Source organism: Labedella gwakjiensis, assembly GCF_003014675.1.
Taxonomy (GTDB): Bacteria; Actinomycetota; Actinomycetes; order Actinomycetales; family Microbacteriaceae; genus Labedella; species Labedella gwakjiensis.
The window spans coordinates 3650566-3668490 of record NZ_PYAU01000001.1; the positions used below are offsets into that span (position 1 = coordinate 3650566).

18 protein-coding genes, 1 tRNA gene and 1 pseudogene are annotated in these 17925 nt (G+C 68.8%); 6 read left to right on the plus strand and 14 right to left on the minus strand.

The genetic code is table 11. The features are described 5' to 3' along the window. Window positions 1–9: 9 nt before the first annotated feature. Window positions 10–648, plus strand: a complete 639-nt coding sequence (locus tag CLV49_RS17205) for an MBL fold metallo-hydrolase (protein ID WP_106564637.1) — start codon at window positions 10–12, stop codon at window positions 646–648. Between the two features lie 497 nt (window positions 649–1145). On the opposite strand, the gene CLV49_RS17215 is transcribed toward CLV49_RS17205, so the two are convergent. Beyond that, window positions 1146–1673, minus strand: coding sequence for a DUF6328 family protein (locus tag CLV49_RS17215; RefSeq protein ID WP_106564639.1), 528 nt, complete (start codon window positions 1671–1673; stop codon window positions 1146–1148). Window positions 1674–1784: 111 nt separating this feature from the next. Between CLV49_RS17215 and CLV49_RS18590 the strand changes: the two genes are divergently transcribed. Continuing rightward, window positions 1785–2471, plus strand: coding sequence for a sigma-70 family RNA polymerase sigma factor (locus CLV49_RS18590; protein ID WP_158262000.1), 687 nt, complete (start codon window positions 1785–1787; stop codon window positions 2469–2471). 10 nt (window positions 2472–2481) lie between these two features. Here the strand turns inward: CLV49_RS18590 and CLV49_RS17225 are convergent. From CLV49_RS17225 to CLV49_RS17235, 3 genes and pseudogenes are all read right to left on the minus strand, one after another. Then, window positions 2482–3129, minus strand: a pseudogene (locus CLV49_RS17225) (GAF and ANTAR domain-containing protein); the annotation flags it as partial. Further along, complete coding sequence (locus tag CLV49_RS17230) at window positions 3126–3503, minus strand: DUF7882 family protein (RefSeq protein WP_208019759.1); 378 nt, start codon at window positions 3501–3503, stop codon at window positions 3126–3128. The gene CLV49_RS17230 and the pseudogene CLV49_RS17225, both read right to left, overlap by 4 nt. A gap of 127 nt (window positions 3504–3630) precedes the next feature. Continuing rightward, window positions 3631–3972 (minus strand): YciI family protein, encoded by a 342-nt coding sequence (locus CLV49_RS17235; RefSeq protein WP_106564642.1) that lies wholly within the window; start codon window positions 3970–3972, stop codon window positions 3631–3633. A 131-nt stretch (window positions 3973–4103) separates the two neighbouring features. On the opposite strand from CLV49_RS17235, the gene CLV49_RS17240 reads away from it, so the two are divergent. After that, complete coding sequence (locus tag CLV49_RS17240; RefSeq protein WP_106564643.1) at window positions 4104–5429, plus strand: flavin monoamine oxidase family protein; 1326 nt, start codon at window positions 4104–4106, stop codon at window positions 5427–5429. Window positions 5430–5469: 40 nt separating this feature from the next. Here CLV49_RS17240 and CLV49_RS17245 read toward each other — a convergent pair. The 9 genes from CLV49_RS17245 to CLV49_RS17285 form a co-directional block, all read right to left on the minus strand. Continuing rightward, window positions 5470–5541 (minus strand) — tRNA-Gln (locus CLV49_RS17245). A gap of 79 nt (window positions 5542–5620) precedes the next feature. After that, window positions 5621–6277 (minus strand): hypothetical protein, encoded by a 657-nt coding sequence (locus tag CLV49_RS17250; RefSeq protein WP_106564644.1) that lies wholly within the window; start codon window positions 6275–6277, stop codon window positions 5621–5623. Window position 6278: 1 nt separating this feature from the next. Beyond that, complete coding sequence (locus CLV49_RS17255; RefSeq protein WP_106564645.1) at window positions 6279–7256, minus strand: NAD(P)/FAD-dependent oxidoreductase; 978 nt, start codon at window positions 7254–7256, stop codon at window positions 6279–6281. Further along, entirely contained in the window at window positions 7253–8773 is a 1521-nt protein-coding gene (gltX, locus tag CLV49_RS17260) for a glutamate--tRNA ligase (protein ID WP_106565193.1), read from the minus strand. The genes CLV49_RS17255 and gltX overlap by 4 nt, the downstream gene beginning before the upstream one ends. A gap of 44 nt (window positions 8774–8817) precedes the next feature. Beyond that, window positions 8818–10062 (minus strand): MFS transporter, encoded by a 1245-nt coding sequence (locus tag CLV49_RS17265; RefSeq protein ID WP_106564646.1) that lies wholly within the window; start codon window positions 10060–10062, stop codon window positions 8818–8820. Further along, window positions 10059–10832, minus strand: coding sequence for a fumarylacetoacetate hydrolase family protein (locus CLV49_RS17270; RefSeq protein WP_106564647.1), 774 nt, complete (start codon window positions 10830–10832; stop codon window positions 10059–10061). Before CLV49_RS17270 ends, CLV49_RS17265 begins: the two co-directional genes overlap by 4 nt. Window positions 10833–10841: 9 nt before the next feature. Beyond that, complete coding sequence (locus CLV49_RS17275; RefSeq protein ID WP_106564648.1) at window positions 10842–11951, minus strand: branched-chain amino acid aminotransferase; 1110 nt, start codon at window positions 11949–11951, stop codon at window positions 10842–10844. Further along, entirely contained in the window at window positions 11948–13030 is a 1083-nt protein-coding gene (locus tag CLV49_RS17280) for a 3-isopropylmalate dehydrogenase (protein WP_106564649.1), read from the minus strand. Before CLV49_RS17280 ends, CLV49_RS17275 begins: the two co-directional genes overlap by 4 nt. A 76-nt stretch (window positions 13031–13106) precedes the next feature. After that, the gene (locus tag CLV49_RS17285) at window positions 13107–14639 is read right to left on the minus strand and encodes an MFS transporter (protein WP_106564650.1); all 1533 of its coding nucleotides are present in this window, start codon (window positions 14637–14639) and stop codon (window positions 13107–13109) included. Window positions 14640–14717: 78 nt separating this feature from the next. On the opposite strand from CLV49_RS17285, the gene CLV49_RS17290 reads away from it, so the two are divergent. Beyond that, window positions 14718–15287: a TetR/AcrR family transcriptional regulator gene (locus CLV49_RS17290; RefSeq protein ID WP_243696513.1), complete on the plus strand. Its 570-nt coding sequence runs from the start codon at window positions 14718–14720 to the stop codon at window positions 15285–15287. Window positions 15288–15350: 63 nt separating this feature from the next. After that, the gene (locus CLV49_RS17295) at window positions 15351–15761 is read left to right on the plus strand and encodes an SRPBCC family protein (RefSeq protein ID WP_106564651.1); all 411 of its coding nucleotides are present in this window, start codon (window positions 15351–15353) and stop codon (window positions 15759–15761) included. 9 nt (window positions 15762–15770) lie between these two features. On the opposite strand, the gene serA is transcribed toward CLV49_RS17295, so the two are convergent. Beyond that, complete coding sequence (serA, locus tag CLV49_RS17300; RefSeq protein ID WP_106564652.1) at window positions 15771–17360, minus strand: phosphoglycerate dehydrogenase; 1590 nt, start codon at window positions 17358–17360, stop codon at window positions 15771–15773. A 150-nt stretch (window positions 17361–17510) separates the two neighbouring features. Between serA and CLV49_RS17305 the strand changes: the two genes are divergently transcribed. Continuing rightward, on the plus strand, window positions 17511–17903 hold the full coding sequence (locus CLV49_RS17305; protein ID WP_106564653.1) for a DoxX family protein: 393 nt from the start codon (window positions 17511–17513) through the stop codon (window positions 17901–17903). Window positions 17904–17925 lie beyond the last annotated feature (22 nt).

Sequence of the window (17925 nt, forward strand, 5' to 3'; positions counted from 1 at the left end):
GCTGGTGCCATGGAACTCACGAAGCTCGAACATGCCGCTCTCATCCTCGAGGAAGCGGGCAGGCGCCTCTTCATCGACCCCGGTGCGTTCACCACCGCCATCACCGACGGCACGCGGGCCGACGCGATCGTCGTCACCCACGAACACCCCGATCATTGGACGCGCGAGCAGCTCGACCGCATCGTCCAGGCGAGTCCCGGCGTCACGATCTTCGCTCCCGCTGGAGTCGCGGCAGCGGCCGGAGACATCCCGATCACGGTTGTCGCGCACGGTGACTCCGTGACCGCCGGTCCCTTCCGGCTTCGCTTCTTCGGCCGCAAGCACGCCGTCATCCACGAGTCCATCCCGGTGGTCGACAACGTCGGTGTCCTCGTGAACGACGCGTTGTACTACGGCGGTGACTCCTTCACGATCCCCGACGGTGTCGACGTGAACGTCCTGGCAGCCCCGGCGGGCGCTCCCTGGATGAAGGTGTCCGAGACGATCGACTACGTGCTCGCCGTGAAGCCGCGGCACGCGTTCCCCACCCACGAGATGGTGCTGTCTCGCGCGGGTAAGGACATGTCGAACCAGCGACTCGCGTGGGCGACGGAACAGGGCGGCGGCACGTTCCACCCGCTCGAGCCCGGCGACAAGCTCTCCGTCTGAGTCTCGGCGCGCCGGTGCCCTCGGCGCATCGGGTCGGGTGTCTGCCGCACGCGCGCCGGTCCGTCAAGGTCTGTCGGCGCGACTCGCGTCGACCTAGCGTGAAGGTCTCGATGAGGAGACTGGCAGGCAATGGATCAGAGCACGGCCACACGGTGGGGTAACCACGACATCACGTCGGACGGACGGATCGTGGAGGAGTGCGTCCGAACCGCCGGAAGCGACCGACGCATCACGTGGTACGACGAACGGGGACGCGTGGCACATCGCGAGCGGATCACGCGGACCGACGGTGAGGAACGCCGCGCACGTACGGCCTGACCGTCCGCGGCGTGAATCGCGACGCCTACACGACGGCTGGCAGATCGTGGAGGGGCCGGATCGCGCAGGGCACGCCCGACCACTCGACGCACCACGAGTGGTCGGACGGCCCCTCGATCCATGATTCTGTTCCGTCATGCGTCGGCCGCCAATACGTTGACAACGAAGTCGAGGTTCTGTCATGCATTTGTGATGTCGTCCGAGTCGTCCAGTCGGCGCACGGCGAGCGGCGCGACCAGCCACAGCGCGACGAGGACCGCGAAGGCGAGCGCTCCCGCGACCAGACCAGCGGTGCGATCGAGCACGACGTCGAACAGGAAGAACACCACGCCGACGAGGAGCAGCGAGATCGTCACGAGAGTGATCCTCAGGAGGACGTCGCCGAAGGCCACCACCCTTTCCTTCACGAGACGGCCGTAGAGGACACGGTGGGAGCTCACCGGCGCCAGGCCCGTCACTGTCGCCAGTACGGCGAGGCACACGAGCGTCAAGTACACCCCGGTCTGCACACGGTCGAGATCGGCGAACGCCGGCTGGAAGGCGAGGGCGAGGAGGAAGCCCGTGAGGATCTGCGTTCCCGTCTGGGTGACGCGCAACTCCTGGAGGAGATCTGCCCAGTGGCGGTCGAGTCGTTCGTTGTGCGTCTCTCGCCGTCCATCGGGTTGAGCGTCCGCGTCGGCATCGGATGGGGAGGAGCGATCGTTCACGGTCCCATCAGTGCATATCGGTGGAATCGTGTCAACGGGTGTTAGGCTGGCATCACACCGGTGGTCAAACAGCGTGCCATCGCCTTCTCTTCTTCTGTGATGAGGCCACCCGTGTCCACTCTCACCCGAGCCGGGGTCCCCGCACGCTCGACCGTCGCATCGAGATCTCGTTGCGATCGTACGGTCGGCGTCGATCCCGCCGCGCCCCACGACCTGATCCACGGCCATCTCGCGCTCGCCGAGGCCCTCGCCGAACGGTGGTCGACCCGGCCGTCCGAGCGATTCGACCTCCGGCAGGTCGCCTACCTCGGTCTGGTCCAGGCCGCCAAGCGGTTCGACCGGGGACGGGGTGTCTTCGCCGCGTTCGCCGCGTCCTACATCCGCGGAGAGCTCATGCACTACCTCCGCGACACCTCACGGACGATCCGACTCCCTCGCGCCATCGCGGAGAAGGCCGGCCCGGACGGAGTCGCCGCACCGCTCTCGCTCGACGCCGCGCTCACGCTCGACGGTGAGGACGTTCCGTTCTCGTCGACCGTCGGCGACTTCGATCGTCGACTCGACGCCGTCGAATCCCGCGTGCCGCTGCTCAGCGCGCTGCGCTCACTGCCGAAGGATGCTCGGCTCGTGGTCTACCTGCGGTACTTCGAGGACCTCACGCAAGACGAGATCGCTCATCGGACGGGCTCGACGCAGAAGGCCGTCTCCCGCTTGCTCGCAGCGTCGCTCCGATCTCTTCGACAGGAGCTGTCTGGGTCGGCTCCACATCTCCCAGGGCCGCGAACAGCTCACCGCTGACGACGTCCTGGGCCACGGACACGAGCTTCATGTTGTGGTGCTGGGAGTACCGACGGAGAAGCGAGAACGCGCGTCCCTCGTCGATGCTGAAGCGTTCCATGAGGATGCCCTGGGCCTGCCCGATCGTCTTCCGGCCGTCGAGCGCCTTCTCGAGGTTGTCCTCCGAACGCGCGTTCGCGAGCGCGATCGACGCGTGACGACCGAAGATCCGGGCGACGGCCTCGTCCGTGTCGTCGAGCGAGTTGGGTGCGACGGAGAACAGGTTCAGGGAACCGATCACCTTGTCCTTCGTGACGAGCGGGACACTCACCATCGATCTGTAGCCGAGGCGCGCGAGTCGGGGACCGTAGTTCGGCCAGCGGGGGTCGTTCGCGGTGTCGGGCACCACGTAGCTGCCGAGGGTCTCGATCGACGACACGCACGGCCCTTCCCCGAGCTCGTTCTGCAGTTCGTCGGCCTCCCAGACGCGCTCGCCTGTGGCCGCGGCCGTTCGGATCTTCTTGCCCTCGAGCAGGTGGATGCCGACGTCGTCGCACCGCACGGCGTCCCTGGCATACTCGACGACGACCTCGACGGTGGCTTCCGTGTCGGGTTCGGCCTGCAGATCGAATGCGAGTCTCGCGAAGTACTCCGCGCCGGGTTCACTCATATCCCTCATGATGCCGCACGATCGGGTCCCCGACCACCTCTCGAGGATCCACGGCGCGCGGTTCCGGCACCCGTCTCGTCCCCCGCCGGCACCTCGGGGACGTCCTCCAGGTTGAGGCCCATCACGGAGTGGCTTGCGGACATCATCCGATCGAGCCATTCGCGATCCAGATTGGCTGCTCGGCTGCCGAAGAACGTGAAGCCGAGGTTGACCCCGTCCGTGATCCAGAGGGAGCTGCGCCCGCCGCCGTTGTGCGCGTGGTGGTCCCACGAGAGCAGGAAGCTCTCCCGGCGACGGAGCTTCTGTGCGATGACGACCCGCAGGTGTGCGAGGATCCGGTCGTCGAACTCGTAGTCGCCGGTGCCGTATTTGAGCGTGCCCATTCAGATCTCCCTGAGAAATCCACGACGTGGTGTTTCCACGTCCATCCCCCACGTACCCAGGGCGATGCGGTTTCAGACAGGAATCGAGAAATCGTTCGGGATCATGTCGACGCCGCCGGTCCCGACGTCAATCGAGCGCGTCCTCTCCGAACGCACGGAGCTCCTGATCGCACCGGCACGCTGCCGCGACCCGCGCAGCCCATTCCACGGCTTCCTCCCGATTCGGAACGTCGATGACGGTGAATCCGCCGTTGAATCCGACCGTCTGCGGGTACGTGCCCGGAGTGACCGCGGCATCCGCCGCGACGCGCACCGGTGGGGTGCTCTCGTCGATCCCGCCCGCGAAGACGAGGACGCCGGCATCGCGCATGTCCCGGACCACCGCGTGGGAGGTCTCCACGACCTCGGACAGCTCCGCCTCTGAGAGCATCATCGCCTCGCTCGGGAACGAGATCAGGTAGTTCGTCATCGTCGACTCCTCACGGTGTCCTCCTGCGTCCGCCGCGGGTTCGCGTCAACGCCGTGTCCCGATTATCCCGACGGAGCGCCCGCAGCGGTACCGTCGAATTGCGCACCGGAGCGCATCCGAAGGAGGCCGAGATGGAACACGTCGACACGATCGTGGTGGGCGCCGGCGTGGCGGGCCTCACCGCTGCCCGGCTCCTGGAGGACGCCGGCCGACGGGTGGTCGTGTTGGAGGCACGCGATCGCGTCGGCGGACGCGTGTGGACCGATCGCCGAGACGGACTCGTCACCGACATGGGAGCCTCCTGGATCCACGGGATCACCGACAGTGCCGTGTTCGAGGCTGTCGAGGCATTCGGAATGGACACCGTCGAGTTCACCGTGGGCGGCTACCAGCCCGACAGCCGCCCGATCGCGTACTACGACCCGAACGGCGTCCGCCTGTCGGACGCCGAGGCTCAGGTGTTCGCGGCGGACATCCACGCGGTCGACGCCGCACTCCTGCCCGTGATCGCTGCGTCGGGACCTGGGGACTCCTACCACGACGCGACAGAGGCCGCCCTCGCGGCGCAGGGCTGGGAGGCGGAGCGCGCCGAACGGGTTCGCGAGTATCTGCAGCACCGCACGGAGGAGCAGTACGGCGCGTGGATCGAGGACCTCGCGGCGCACGGGCTCGACGACGATGTGACCGACGGAGACGAGGTGGTCTTCCCCGACGGCTACGACCGCCTCCCTCGACACCTCGCGGACGGGCTCGACGTCCGCCTCGAGCACGTCGTGTCCCGCGTGGACTGGGCGGAGGACGGCGTCACCGTGACGACCGACCACGGAGCATTCCGCGGACGCGACGCCGTCGTCACCGTCCCGGTGGGCGTGCTCCAGTCGGACGAGTTCACCATCTCTCCCCCTCTCGCCGAGCCGAACGCCGGCGCCCTCTCCAGGCTCGCCATGAACGCCTTCGAGAAGGTCGTCCTTCGGTTCCCTAGCCGGTTCTGGGACGACGACGTCTACGCGATCCGGCAGCAGGGTCCTGAGGGCGTGTGGTGGCATTCCTGGTACGACCTGACCAGGCTGCATGGCGACCCGACCCTGCTGACGTTCGCCGCCGGGCCCGCCGCGCGCGAGATGCGCGGATGGGCCGAGGAGCGGGTCGTCGAGTCCGTCCTCTCCCAGCTGCGCCGGCTGTACGGCGACCGCGTCGAGCAGCCCACGAGCGCGCGCGTCAGCGCGTGGCAGGACGATCCGTTCTCCCGCGGCTCCTACGCCTACATGACGGTGGGATCGACGACGGCCGACCACGACGACCTCGCGGCGCCGATCGGCGGTGTCCTCCACCTCGCCGGCGAGGCCACGTGGACCGATGACCCGGCCACTGTCACGGCCGCGCTGCACTCCGGGCATCGCGCCGCGGAGAACGTGCTCGGCCGGGAGATCCGGATCGCAGACCTCTGGTCGAGGTGAATGCAAAAACTCCCCCGCCTGAGGACGGAGGAGTGACTTGCTGGGGTACCTGGACTCGAACCAAGAACAACTGAACCAGAATCAGCCGTGTTGCCAATTACACCATACCCCACCGGTTTCGGAGCCTTGCCCCGACCGACATCCAACCCTAGCTCACCGAGGGAGCTCCCTCCAAACCGGCGGAACGGCTCTCAGGACGAGAAGTCGACGTCGACCGTGAGGGCCGAGCCTCCGGCACCCGAGACGGACACCGTCGCCGTCGTCGGACGGCCGAAATCGGTCCCCGGACCGAAGGAGTATTCAGCGGAAGCCCCGGTGCGGACGTCGTCCGCGACCGCGGCGTCGAGATCCAGAGCCCCGCGGTCGAGACCGAAGCGCTCGGCCACCGCATCGAGGATCGCGCTCTGCGCCTGGTAACCGCCGCTCGACGCTGCGAGAGAGAGCCCGACGAGGCGACCGTCCTCCGTCGTGAGCGTCATCGAGCTCGTCGGGATGCGGATCGAGTCCTCTCCGACGTACAGACCGACGCTCACCGAGAAGCCGTTCGCTTCGACCACCGTGTCGCCGTTCGCCGGCAGCCCGAGTTCCGAGGCGTCCGGCTCGGGCTCGCTGAGGTCGATTCGAGCCTGGAGCGAGTCCTCGATGTAGGTGACCCCGTCCTCGGAGAACCGTGAGTAGCCGTCCTGAGTCACGGCCTCGGCAACCTCCGGCGGGGCGTCTCGACCGACCGAACCGGATGAGACCTGCCACGCGAGGACACCGGCGCCCGCGATGAGGACGACGGCCAGCAGCGACGGCACCCAGATGAGCCATCGGGGCCGCTTCCGGGAGAACGCGCGATCCGACATGTCAGACCGATTCGACGGGCGACGTTGGCGTGCGGACGGACAGGGACGGTGCCGAGCGGCGTCGTTCCGCGGTGATGTCGGAGAGGATGCCGCCGGCGACGACGGCCGCGTGGCCCGCGGCGACCACGAGCTGCTGCGGCCCCGGCGGGGTGAGATCGCCCGCAGCGAAGAGACCGGTCACACTCGTGTGTCCTACGTCGTCGGTGCGCACGAGCCCGAGGTCGTCGAGGACGAGGTCGTCCGCGAGCGGGGCGAGGAATCCGAGGCTCGTCGTCCAGCGCGGACGGACGAAGCCTCCGGTCCGCGGAACGGTCTCCCCCGAGTCGAGAGTGACACCGGTGAGGCCCGATCGATCGCCGTCGAGCGAGGCCACCTTGTCGTCGACGACGCGCACGCCGACAGACTCGAGGGACGCGCGATCGTCTCCCGACACCACGCCGGACCCGTTCGTGAACACGACGAGGTCGTCGGTCCACTGCAGCGTGCGCCACGCGACCTCGGCGAGGTCGTCCGTGTCGCCGATCACGGCAAGGGGCTCACCGCTCTTCTCGTAGCCATCGCACGTGAGACAGCTGTGCAGGCTCGTGCCGTAGTAGGCGCGCATGTTGGTGATGTCCGGGAGCGTCTCCGAGAGACCCGACGTGACGAGCACACGAGCCGCGACGACGTCCTGGTCCGGAGCGCCGCGGACACCCGTCGCGCGCACGCGGAAGCCCGTTCCTGCTCGCTCGATCGAGGTCACGAGTGCGAACGCCACCTCCGCATCGTCGTACCCGTCGACCTCGGCGCGACCGAGCGCACGGAGCTCATGGGGCGCTATGCCGTCCCGCGTGAGGAAGCCGTGCGAGACGAGCGTCGCCGAATGCCGAGGCCTGTTGCTGTCGAGCACGAGCACGCGCAACCGCGCCCGGACGAGATTGAGCGCGGCGGAGAGACCGGCCGGTCCCCCGCCGACGACGACGACATCCCAGTCGGTCATGCGGAGATCCGAGCCCTCAGCCGCTCGACACGGGCGAGGGACTCCTCCCGACCGAGGAGCTCCATGGATTCGAAGAGAGGCGGAGACACCCGACGACCGGAGATCGCCACCCGCACGGGGCCGTAGGCCACGCGCGGCTTGAGCCCGAGACCCTCGACGAGCCCGCTGGCGAGTGCCGTCTGAATGGCCTCGGTATTCCACTCCCCGTCGTCGATGGAGGTGAGGGCCGCCGAAGCGGCGGCGAGCACATCGTCGGCGTTGGCCGGAAGGCCGGCGACCGCATCCTCGGCGTACTCGAGCGCGTCGGAGGTCGTGAAGAGGAAGCCGAGCATTCCGGGCGTCTCGCCCAGCAGACCGACGCGTTCCTGGACGAGCGGGGCGGCCGCGAGCAGCAGCGACCGCTGTTCGGCGGTCGGCTCTGCTGCCAGGACGCCGGCTCCGCGGAGGTACGGGATCGTCCGCTCGGCGAAGTCGGCGACGTCGAGCAGACGGATGTGGTCTCCGTTGATCGATTCGGCCTTCTTGAGGTCGAACCGCGCGGGGTTCGGGTTGACGTTCTCCACGTCGAAGGCTGCGACCATCTCGTCGAGGCTGAAGACGTCGCGGTCGGCCGAGAGACCCCACCCGAGCAGGGCGAGGTAGTTCACGAGCCCCTCGGGGATGAATCCGCGCTCGCGGTGATGGAAGAGGTTCGACTCAGGGTCGCGCTTGGAGAGCTTCTTGTTGCCGTCGCCCATGACGTACGGGAGGTGGCCGAAGCGCGGCACGACGTCCGTCAGTCCGATGTCGACGAGGGCGTGGTAGAGCGCGATCTGGCGCGGCGTGGAGGACAGGAGGTCCTCGCCGCGCAGCACGTGCGTGATGCCCATGATGGCGTCGTCGACGGGGTTCACGAGAGTGTAGAGCGGCTGACCGTTGGGACGTTCGACGACGAAGTCCGTGAACGAACCGGCGGGGAACGTGATCTCCCCGCGCACGAGGTCGTCGAAGGAGAGATCGGCGTCGGGCACGCGGAGGCGGAGGGCCGGCTCGCGGCCTTCTGCGCGGAATGCGGCACGCTGCTCGTCGGTGAGGTCGCGGTCGAAGTTGTCGTAGCCGAGCTGCTTCGCGCGGCCGGCCGCCTCGTTGCGGGCGTCGATCTCCTCAGCGTTCGAGAAGCTCTCGTACACGTGACCGGCGGCCACGAGTCGCTCGATCACGTCGGTGTAGATGTCGGCTCTCTGCGACTGACGGTACGGTCCGTGCGGACCGCCCACATCGATGCCCTCGTCCCAGTCGAGGCCGAGCCACCGCAGCGCCTCGAGGATCTGCTCGTAGCTCTCCTCGCTGTCGCGGGCGGCGTCGGTGTCCTCGATGCGGAACACGAAGGTGCCGCCGGTGTGACGGGCGTATGCCCAGTTGAACAGGGCGGTGCGGACGAGTCCGACGTGCGGTGTTCCCGTCGGTGACGGGCAGAACCGGACGCGGACGTCGGAACCGGTGGCGGAGGAGAACGGGGGTGCGGTGAGGGCAGACATCACCGCCATTCTATCGGCGGGAGGATGCCTCTTCCGGGTCGCACTCAGCCGCGTGCGGCCGCTTCTCGTCGCGATGACGCGATGGTGACGAGGCCGGTGACCACCACGACGGCGACCAGGGCGAGACCAGAGAGGGCGAGGCCCCCGTAGCCGACGAGCGAGAGGACCACACCCGCGAGAGCACCGGCAGCCGCTCCCCCGAGGTTCATCGTCAGGTCGGTCCGGCCCTGCACGCGTGGACGGTCCTCCGCGACGGTCGATTCGGTCACGAGCGCCGAGCCGGCGATCGTCGACGCGCTCCAGCCCACGCCGAGGAGGACGAGCCCCGTGCCGACGGCGACGGAGTCGTGTGCACCGACCGACGCCACGACGAGGGCCACGACGATGAGACCCTGTCCCCCCATGACCACCGGTACCCGGCCGATCCGATCGGCGAGCCAGCCGAAGACCGGAGACAGTGCGTACATTCCCGCGATGTGCAGGCTGAGGGTGAAACCGACGACGGCATCCGCGTCGCCGTGATGGTGCAACTGGACAGGGGTCATCGCCATCACGGCGACCATCACGGCATGGCTCGCCGCCACCGCGACGATGGCGAACCGTCTGCGGCCCTCCGACGGCACGGCTTCGAGGCTCCGACCGCCGACCGCGGGAGCGTCCGAGACCCGTCGACGACTCTCGAGGAGGGGGTCTGGACGCAACCCGACGAGGTAGACGGTCGCCGCCAGGAGCCCGCTCACGATGCTGAACAGGAACGGTCCGGTCCGATCAGGGAGACCCACGACGTCACCTACCGCGGCACCCGGACCCACGAGATTAGGGCCGAGGACCGCGCCGATCGTCGTCGCCCAGACGACGACAGAGAGGTCTCGCGCGCGCGTCGACGATCCCGAGAGGTCCGTTGCGGCGAATCGCGCCTGCAGTCCGACGGCCGAGCCGACCCCCACGAGGAGGAAGGAGCCGAAGAGCCACACCGGCGACATCGTCACGACGGCTGCGATCGTCGAAGCCGCCCCGGCCGCGCTCAGGAGCACCCCGCTCGCGAGAGCGATCCGTCGGCCGGAGCGGACGGCGAGCCGAGCGAGCGGGACGGCCGCGATGGCTGCACCGAGCGTCAGGAACGTCGAGGCGAGACCCGACAGGGCTTCGGAGCCGGTGACGTCGGCCGCGAGCAGAGCGCCCAGAGAGATCGTGGCACCGGCTGACACGCCGCCGAGCACCTGTCCGGCGACGAGGACGCCGATGATGCGGGGACGCACCCGGTCCCGGGCGGCGTCCCCTGCGGTCACGAGCGGGGGCCCGAGACCGGGTTGGAAAGCGTGCCGATTCCGGAGATGGACACGTCGACGACGTCGCCCGCGACGATCTGCCCCACCCCGGCCGGCGTTCCGGTGAGGATGATGTCTCCCGGGAGCAGGGTGAACACGGACGAGGCGTATGCGACGATCTCCGCGACGCCGTGCACCATGTCCGTGAGCGGTCCTGACTGCTTCACCTCGCCGTTCACCGTCGTCGTGATCGTGCCGTCCGAGACGTCGAAGTCCGTCTCGACGAACGGCCCGACGGGGCAGAACGTGTCGAAGCCCTTCGCGCGCGTCCACTGCGGATCGGACCGTTGCAGGTCGCGCGCCGTCACGTCGTTCGCCACGGTGTACCCGAAGATCACTTCGGCGGCCCTGTCCGCCGAGACGTTCTTCGCGATGCTCCCGATCACGATCGCGAGTTCGCCCTCGAAGTCCACCTGCTGCGACTGCCGAGGCAACACGATCGTGTCACCGGGACCGACGACCGACGTGTTCGGCTTGAGGAACAGGAGCGGCTCGGTCGGGGGCGCGTCTCCGCCCATCTCCTGCACGTGGTCGACGTAGTTCTTCCCCACTCCCACGACCTTCGACCGCGGGATCGACGGCGCCAGGAGGGTCGCCTGCGCGAGCGGGATGCGCTCGCCCGTCGTGTCGAATCCCTGGAACATCGGGTCTCCGCCGAGGACGACGAGATCCTCGCCGTCGACGATTCCGAAGTGGATGGACCCGGACGAGCTGAATCGAGCGATCTTCATGCGTCCAGCCTAGGCGTCGAGGCGCGTGAGCCATCCGTGCCGATCGGCGATGCGGCCGTACTGGATGTCCGTGAGTTCCGAGCGGATCGACATGGTGAGTTCGCCTGCCACTGCGTCGGGGGCGCCGACGGAGAAGTCGGCCGACTTGAGCTCGCCGATCGGCGTGATGACGGCGGCCGTGCCGCACGCGAAGACCTCGGTGATCTCCCCGGAGGCCACGCCGTCCTTCCATTCGTCGATGAGGACCTCGCGCTCCTCCACGTCGAGTCCGCGGTCGCGGACGAGCTGGATGATGCTCTCGCGTGTGACACCCTCGAGGATCGCGCCGGAGAGTGCGGGGGTCACGACACGCCCGTCGCGGTACACGAGGAAGACGTTCATGCCTCCGAGCTCATCGACCCGCGTGCCCGTCTCCGCGTCGAGGAAGAGCACCTGTGCGCATCCGTTCGCTGCCGCCTCGTTCTGCGGGAGGAGCGATGCAGCGTAGTTGCCACCGCACTTCGCGGCTCCGGTGCCACCACGCCCGGCGCGGGAGTACTCGGTGGAGAGCCAGATCGACACGGGCTTCACTCCACCGGTGAAGTAGGCGCCTGCGGGGCTCGCGATGACGTAGTAGCCCACACGCTGGGCCGATCGCACGCCGAGGAACGACTCGTTCGCGATCATGAACGGACGCAGATAGAGGCTCTGGTCGTCTCCCGACGGCACCCAGGCGCCGTCGGCCGCGATGACCTCCTTGACGGAATCGACGAAGGTCTCGGTCGGCAGCTCGGGGAGCGCGAGTCGTCGCGCGGAGCGCTGGAGCCTCTCTGCGTTCTTCTCCGGACGGAAGGTCCAGATCGATCCGTCGGCGTGGCGATACGCCTTGAGCCCCTCGAAGATCTCCTGGGCGTAGTGGAGCACGGATGCTGCGGGGTCGAGCTGCAGCGGGCCGTACGGCTGGACGCGAGCGTCGTGCCAGCCTCCGTCGATCGTCCAGTCGATCGCGACCATGTGGTCGGTGAAGTGCTTGCCGAAGCCCGGGTCGGCGAGGATCTCCGCGCGCTCGGCGTCGGAGCGGGGGGACGGAGCGGCGGTGTGGCTGAAGGCGAGCCGGTCCGCAGTCGGTGCGATGGTCATGAGAGGTCCTTGGAGGCTGAGGGAGTGGGCTGGGAGACGGCCGTCGCGATGGCGTCGCCGATCTCCGAGGTGGAACGGGTCCGTCCGGCGCGACTCGCGATGTCGGCGGTGACCGCCGTGGTGACGGCGGCCGAGGCCTCCGAGAGGCCGAGGTGATCGAGCAGGAGCGCGACGGAGAGGATCGCCGCCGTCGGGTCCGCCTTCTGGGTGCCCGCGATGTCGGGAGCTGAGCCGTGTACCGGCTCGAACATGCTCGGAGACGTGCCGTCCGGGTTGATGTTGCCGGAGGCCGCCAGACCGATGCCGCCGCTGATCGCGCCGGCCAGATCGGTCAGGATGTCACCGAACAGGTTGTCGGTGACCAGGACGTCGAATCTACCAGGATTCGTGACGAGGAAGATCGTGGCCGCGTCGACGTGGAGGTAGTCGACCTCGACGTCGGGGAACTCCGCAGCCACCGCGTCGACGATCCTCTTCCACAGAGAACCGGCGAACGTGAGCACGTTGGTCTTGTGGACGAGCGTGAGCTTGCGCCGGCGGGACTGTGCCGTGCGGAACGCATAGCGCACGACGCGCTCGACGCCGTACGCCGTGTTCACGGAGACCTCGTTCGCGACCTCGTGCGGTGTACCGGTCCGGATGCTCCCGCCGTTGCCGACGTAGGGCCCCTCGGTGCCCTCGCGGACGACCACGAAGTCGACATCCCCCGCGTCGGCGAGCGGGCTCGGCACGCCGGGGTAGATGCGCGTGGGTCTGAGGTTCACGTAGTGATCGAGGCTGAAGCGCAAGCGGAGCAGGAGACCCCGCTCGATGTTCGCGCCGACGAGGCGCGGGTCACCGGGCACGCCGCCGACCGCACCGAGGAGGATCGCGTCGTGAGAGGCGATGGCGGCCAGGTCCTCATCCGTGAGCACGTCGCCGGTCTCGAGATAGCGCGCAGCCCCGAGGGAGAAGGACGTCGTCTCGAACTCCACGTCGTGGTCGGACGCCACGGCGTGGAGCACTTTGAGCGCCTCCGCTGTGACTTCCGGTCCGATTCCATCCCCGGGGATGACGGCGAGTGAGACGGTGCGCGACATGAGGCTCCTACTGGCGGTGTGGACAGCCTTCAGCCTACTCGCGCGGCTTGTGCCGACGAGGCACGCCACGGCCGCCTCAGCGTGCGCGACGCAACGTCGTCCGCGCGACCACCATCGCCGCGACGATGAGCGCCGACCCGATCCACGCAGCGACACCGACCCCGCTGTCGAACGCGTCACGAGCCGATGCGAGGAGAGCCTCCCCGACCTCACCCGGGAGCTGCTCGGAGACCGACACGGCGCCCCCGAGGGTCTCCCCCGCCGCGAGTCGCTGCGCCGCGGTCAGCGTGTCGGGGAGGTCTACGTTCGCGCGGTACGACGCCGTGAGAATGGTCCCGAGCACGGCCGTCCCGAGGACCGCTCCGAGCTCGTACGCGGTCTCCGACACGGCCGAGGCCGCGCCGGCCTTCTCCGCCGGCGCCGTCGCGATGATGAGCTCGTTCGAGACGGTCTCGGCCGCGCCGATCCCGAGCCCGAGACCCATGAAGATGAGCGCGAGCCCGATCGCCGTGAGCTGTCCGCCCGAGAGTGCGACGAGGGCGTAGGCGACCGCCGAGATACTGAGCCCCACCGGGATGACGATCGACGGACGCACGCGCTTCGCGATCGGCACGACGACGAGACCGGACACGATCATGACGACGAGGCCGGGAACGAGGACGAGACCGGCGTCGAGCGGCGACATGGCGAGTACCAGCTGCAGGTGCTGCGAGACGAAGAACAGTCCGCCGACGAAGGCCGTGACACTCAGGAGGTTCACTCCGACGGCTCCGCTGAACGAGCCGCGCCGGAAGAGGCTCATGTCGAGCATGGGTGTCCGTGCGCGCAGCTGGCGGCGCACGAAGGCGATCCCGCTCGCGAGCCCGATCACGATGCCGAGAGCGGAATCGACCGCGAAGCCGTGGCTCGCGAGACTCTTGATGGCGTAGACGATCGGCAGCATCGTCGTGAGGGAGAGCACGATGCTGAGGGGGTCGATCGGGCCGGGAGCGGGGTCACGCGATTCGGGAACGAGCAACGGCACGAGGACGACGAGAGGGATGAGGACGGGAACGGCGAGGAGGAAGACGGAGCCCCACCAGAAATGCTCGAGCAGCACGCCTCCCACGATCGGCCCGAGCGCGCTCCCGCCCGCGAAGCCCGACGCCCACACGGCGATCGCGAGCCGCCGCTGCTCCCGATCCACGAAGATGCTGCGCAGGAGCGACAGCGTGGACGGCATGAGCATCGCGCCGAAGACGCCGAGGAGCGCGCGTGCACCGATGAGCGCCTCGGCGTTGGGGGCGAAGGCGGCGGCAGCCGAGACGACGCCGAAGCCGGTGGCGCCGATGAGCAGCAGCCGGCGACGGCCGAAGCGGTCGCCGAGGCTCCCCATCGGGACGAGAAGACCGGCGAGCACGAGCGGGTACACGTCGATCATCCACAGGAGTTGCACTCCCGTGGGCCGGAGCGCCTCGGAGATCGCGGGCAGCGCGAAGTTGAGCACGGTGTTGTCGACCGATACGAGGAGCACCGGGAGCATCAACACGACGAGGGCGCCCCATTCGCGCAGCCCGGCGCGGGGGCCGAGCGCGGTCGTGGGACGTCCGGTTGTGGTGGGGATGCTCATGGTGCTGCCTTTCCTGTCTCGATCACTATACCGTCTGGTCGGTACAGTAACCACCCCCGTTCGGATACGATGGACGGCATGGCGAGACCCGATTCCGCACGCGACCGCATCCTCGACGCGTTCCAGCAGCTGCTCGTCACGAGCGGGGAACGTTCCGCGACGCTCGACGCCGTCGCCGCGGCGGCCGGCGTCTCCAAGGGTGGGTTGCTCTACCACTTCGCGTCGAAGGATGCACTCGTCGAGGGCCTGATCGGACGCGTCCAAGCGTTCGTCGAGGCCGACGACGAGCGCATGCGGACCGCCGAGGAGGGCACGGTCGACTACGTGATCCGCTCCTCCGTCGACAGCGGCTCGCCGTTCGACGAGGCCCTCATCGCCATGTCGCGTCTCGCCCAGGGCTCGCACGAGGAGGCTCGGACGGCGCTCGCATCGTTCCGCGCACGCTGGGAGGCGGCTATCGCCGCGTCGGTCGGCGACCCGGCGATCGCGCGGACGATCATGCTCGTGAGCGACGGTCTCTACTACAACTCGACGGTGCTCGGTGCCCGCGAGACCCGCGACACGCGGGACGGGGCGATGGACGAGCTCATCGCCGTCCTCTCCCGCCTCACGCCGGAATCAGGACCCGCCGAGAGCTCTCCGCACTGACCGGCGTACCGACCGGACCCGGAGCCCCTTGCCGACGACGCACGGCGGCGTCATGCTCGACGGATGACAGACATCGTCCTCACCCGCCGGATCGATGCACCGATCGACGAGGTGTGGCGCGCCTGGACCGACGAGTCGGTCTTCGCCTCGTGGTTCTGGCCATCCCGGCTCGATCCCGTCTACGAGCTCGACGCGCGACCGGGCGGACGATGGCGCGTCGCCTCCCCCGTCGCCTCGATGGCCGTCGGCGGAGAGTTCACGGCCGTCGACGCACCGGAGAGGCTCGCCTTCACGTGGACGTGGGAGGGGGAGGCCGCTCATACCGTCGTCGAGGTGCGCCTCTCCGTCGCGCGCGGCCGCTCGACACTGCTCGACCTCACCCACACGGGAATCGACGGAGAGGCGACAGCGGCGGACCTCCGCCAGGGATGGAACGACTGCCTCGACCGCCTGCCGTCCGCCGTCGGCGGCTGACGGGGCCGACTAGGCCGTGATGTCGATGGAGCGGATGACGCTCGCCTCGATGACACGCGACACGTCCTCGAGGAGGTCGTCCGGCACGCGCGAGTCGACGGTCAACACACTGAGCGCCTCTCCCCCGGCCTCGCGACGCGCGATCTGCATGCCGGCGATGTTGATCTCCGCGTCACCGAACCGCTGCCCGTAGACCGCGACGATTCCGGGGCGGTCGCGGTACAGCATGACGATGTGGTGCTCGGCGATCGGCACCTCGACGTCGTAGCCGTTGATCTCGACGATCTTCTCGATCTGCTTCGTGCCCGTGAGGGTGCCGGAGACGGAGATCTGGGAGCCGTCGCTGAGCGCGCCGCGCAGCGTGATGACGTTGCGGTACTCGTCGCTCGTCCCGTCGACGATGAGGCGGACCTCGAGGCCGCGCTGCTCGGCGAGGAGCGGGGCGTTCACGTACGACACGGTCTCGCTCACGACGTTCGTGAAGATGCCCTTGAGGGCCGCGAGGCGGAACACGGAGACGTCGTACTCGCTGAGGTCGCCGTGGACCTCGACGTCGACGCTCGTGAGCGGCGAGTGCGTGAGACCGGAGAAGACCTGGCCGAGCTTCTCGACGAGCGGGATGCCGGGACGCACGTACGGGTCGATGACGCCGCCCGCGACGTTAACCGCGTCAGGGACGAGTTCGCCACCGAGGGCCAGACGGACCGACTTCGCCACAGACACACCGGCCTTCTCCTGGGCCTCGTCCGTCGAGGCGCCGAGGTGGGGCGTGACGATGACGTTCTCGAGGGCGAGGAGCGGCGAACCCGTGGGGGGCTCCGACACGAACACGTCGAGGCCGGCGCCCGCGATGCTCTTCGCGACGAGCGCGTCATGGAGCGCGTCCTCGTCGATGAGGCCACCACGGGCCACGTTCACGATGAACGCCGTCGGCTTCATGAGCGCGAGCTGATCGGTCGAGATCATCCCCGTGGTCTCCGGCGTCTTCGGCATGTGGATCGTGATGAAGTCGGACTGGGCGAGGAGCTCGTCGAGGGACAACAGGCGCACGCCAAGCTGCTGGGCGCGTGCGCTCGTGACATAGGGGTCGTACGCGACGACGTCGACGCCGAAGGCCTGGAGGCGCGCCGTGATCAGGGCGCCGATGCGGCCGAGTCCGATGATGCCGACGGTCTTCTCGTAGAGTTCCACGCCCGTGTAGGCGGAACGCTTCCACTGACCCTGAGCGAGAGCGCTGTGCGCGGCTGGGATGTGACGCGCCAGGGAGAGGATGTGGCCGACGGTGAGTTCGGCGGCGGAGATGATGTTCGAGGTCGGCGCGTTCACGACCATGACGCCGGCCGACGTGGCGGCCTTGATGTCGACGTTGTCGAGTCCGACACCGGCGCGCGCGATGACCTTGAGGTGGGGGGCAGCGGCGATCGCCTCGGCGTCGACCTTCGTCGCGGAGCGCACCAGGACAGCGCTCGCGTCGGCGAGGGCGGCCAGGAGCGCCGGCCGGTCGGTGCCGTCGACGTTGCGCACGTCGAAGTCGGGCCCGAGGGCGTCGACGGTGGCCGGGGAGAGTTCTTCTGCGATCAGGACGATCGGTTGTGACACGGAGATTTCCTTCTGACGGTACGTGCGCGGGCGGCGCGGCACAGGGGGCACGGAGTCGACTCGTCGTGCCACAGACCGTTGGGGCACGCGGCGACCAGCCTAGTCCAGCCCCGGGGGATGGGCCGTCCGTGTGACGTAGGGTGGAGCGCCATGAGCATCGAGGTCGCTTCCCTGGTCCTGCGGATCGTCCTGGCGATCGCGTTCGTCGCCATGGGCGTGCTCCACTTCGTGCCGTCGGCCGCGCGCGGCATGGCCGCGATCATCCCTCCGGCCCTCCGCGGTTCGGATCCGCGCACACCGAGACGGCTCGTCGCCCTCACGGGTGTATGCGAGATCGCGGGAGGGGTCGGTCTCCTCGTTCCCGGCGTGCACACCGTCGCCGGGATCCTGCTCGCCGTGTTCCTCGTCGCCGTCTTCCCCGCGAACGCCTTCGCCGCCCGCCACCCCGAACGCTTCGGCCGCCTCGCCATCCCCTTCTGGCCTCGACTGATCGGCCAGATCGTCCTCATCGGACTGTGCCTGACCGCCGCGGTTCCCGTCTGAGCGACCCGTCACCCCCGCGGTC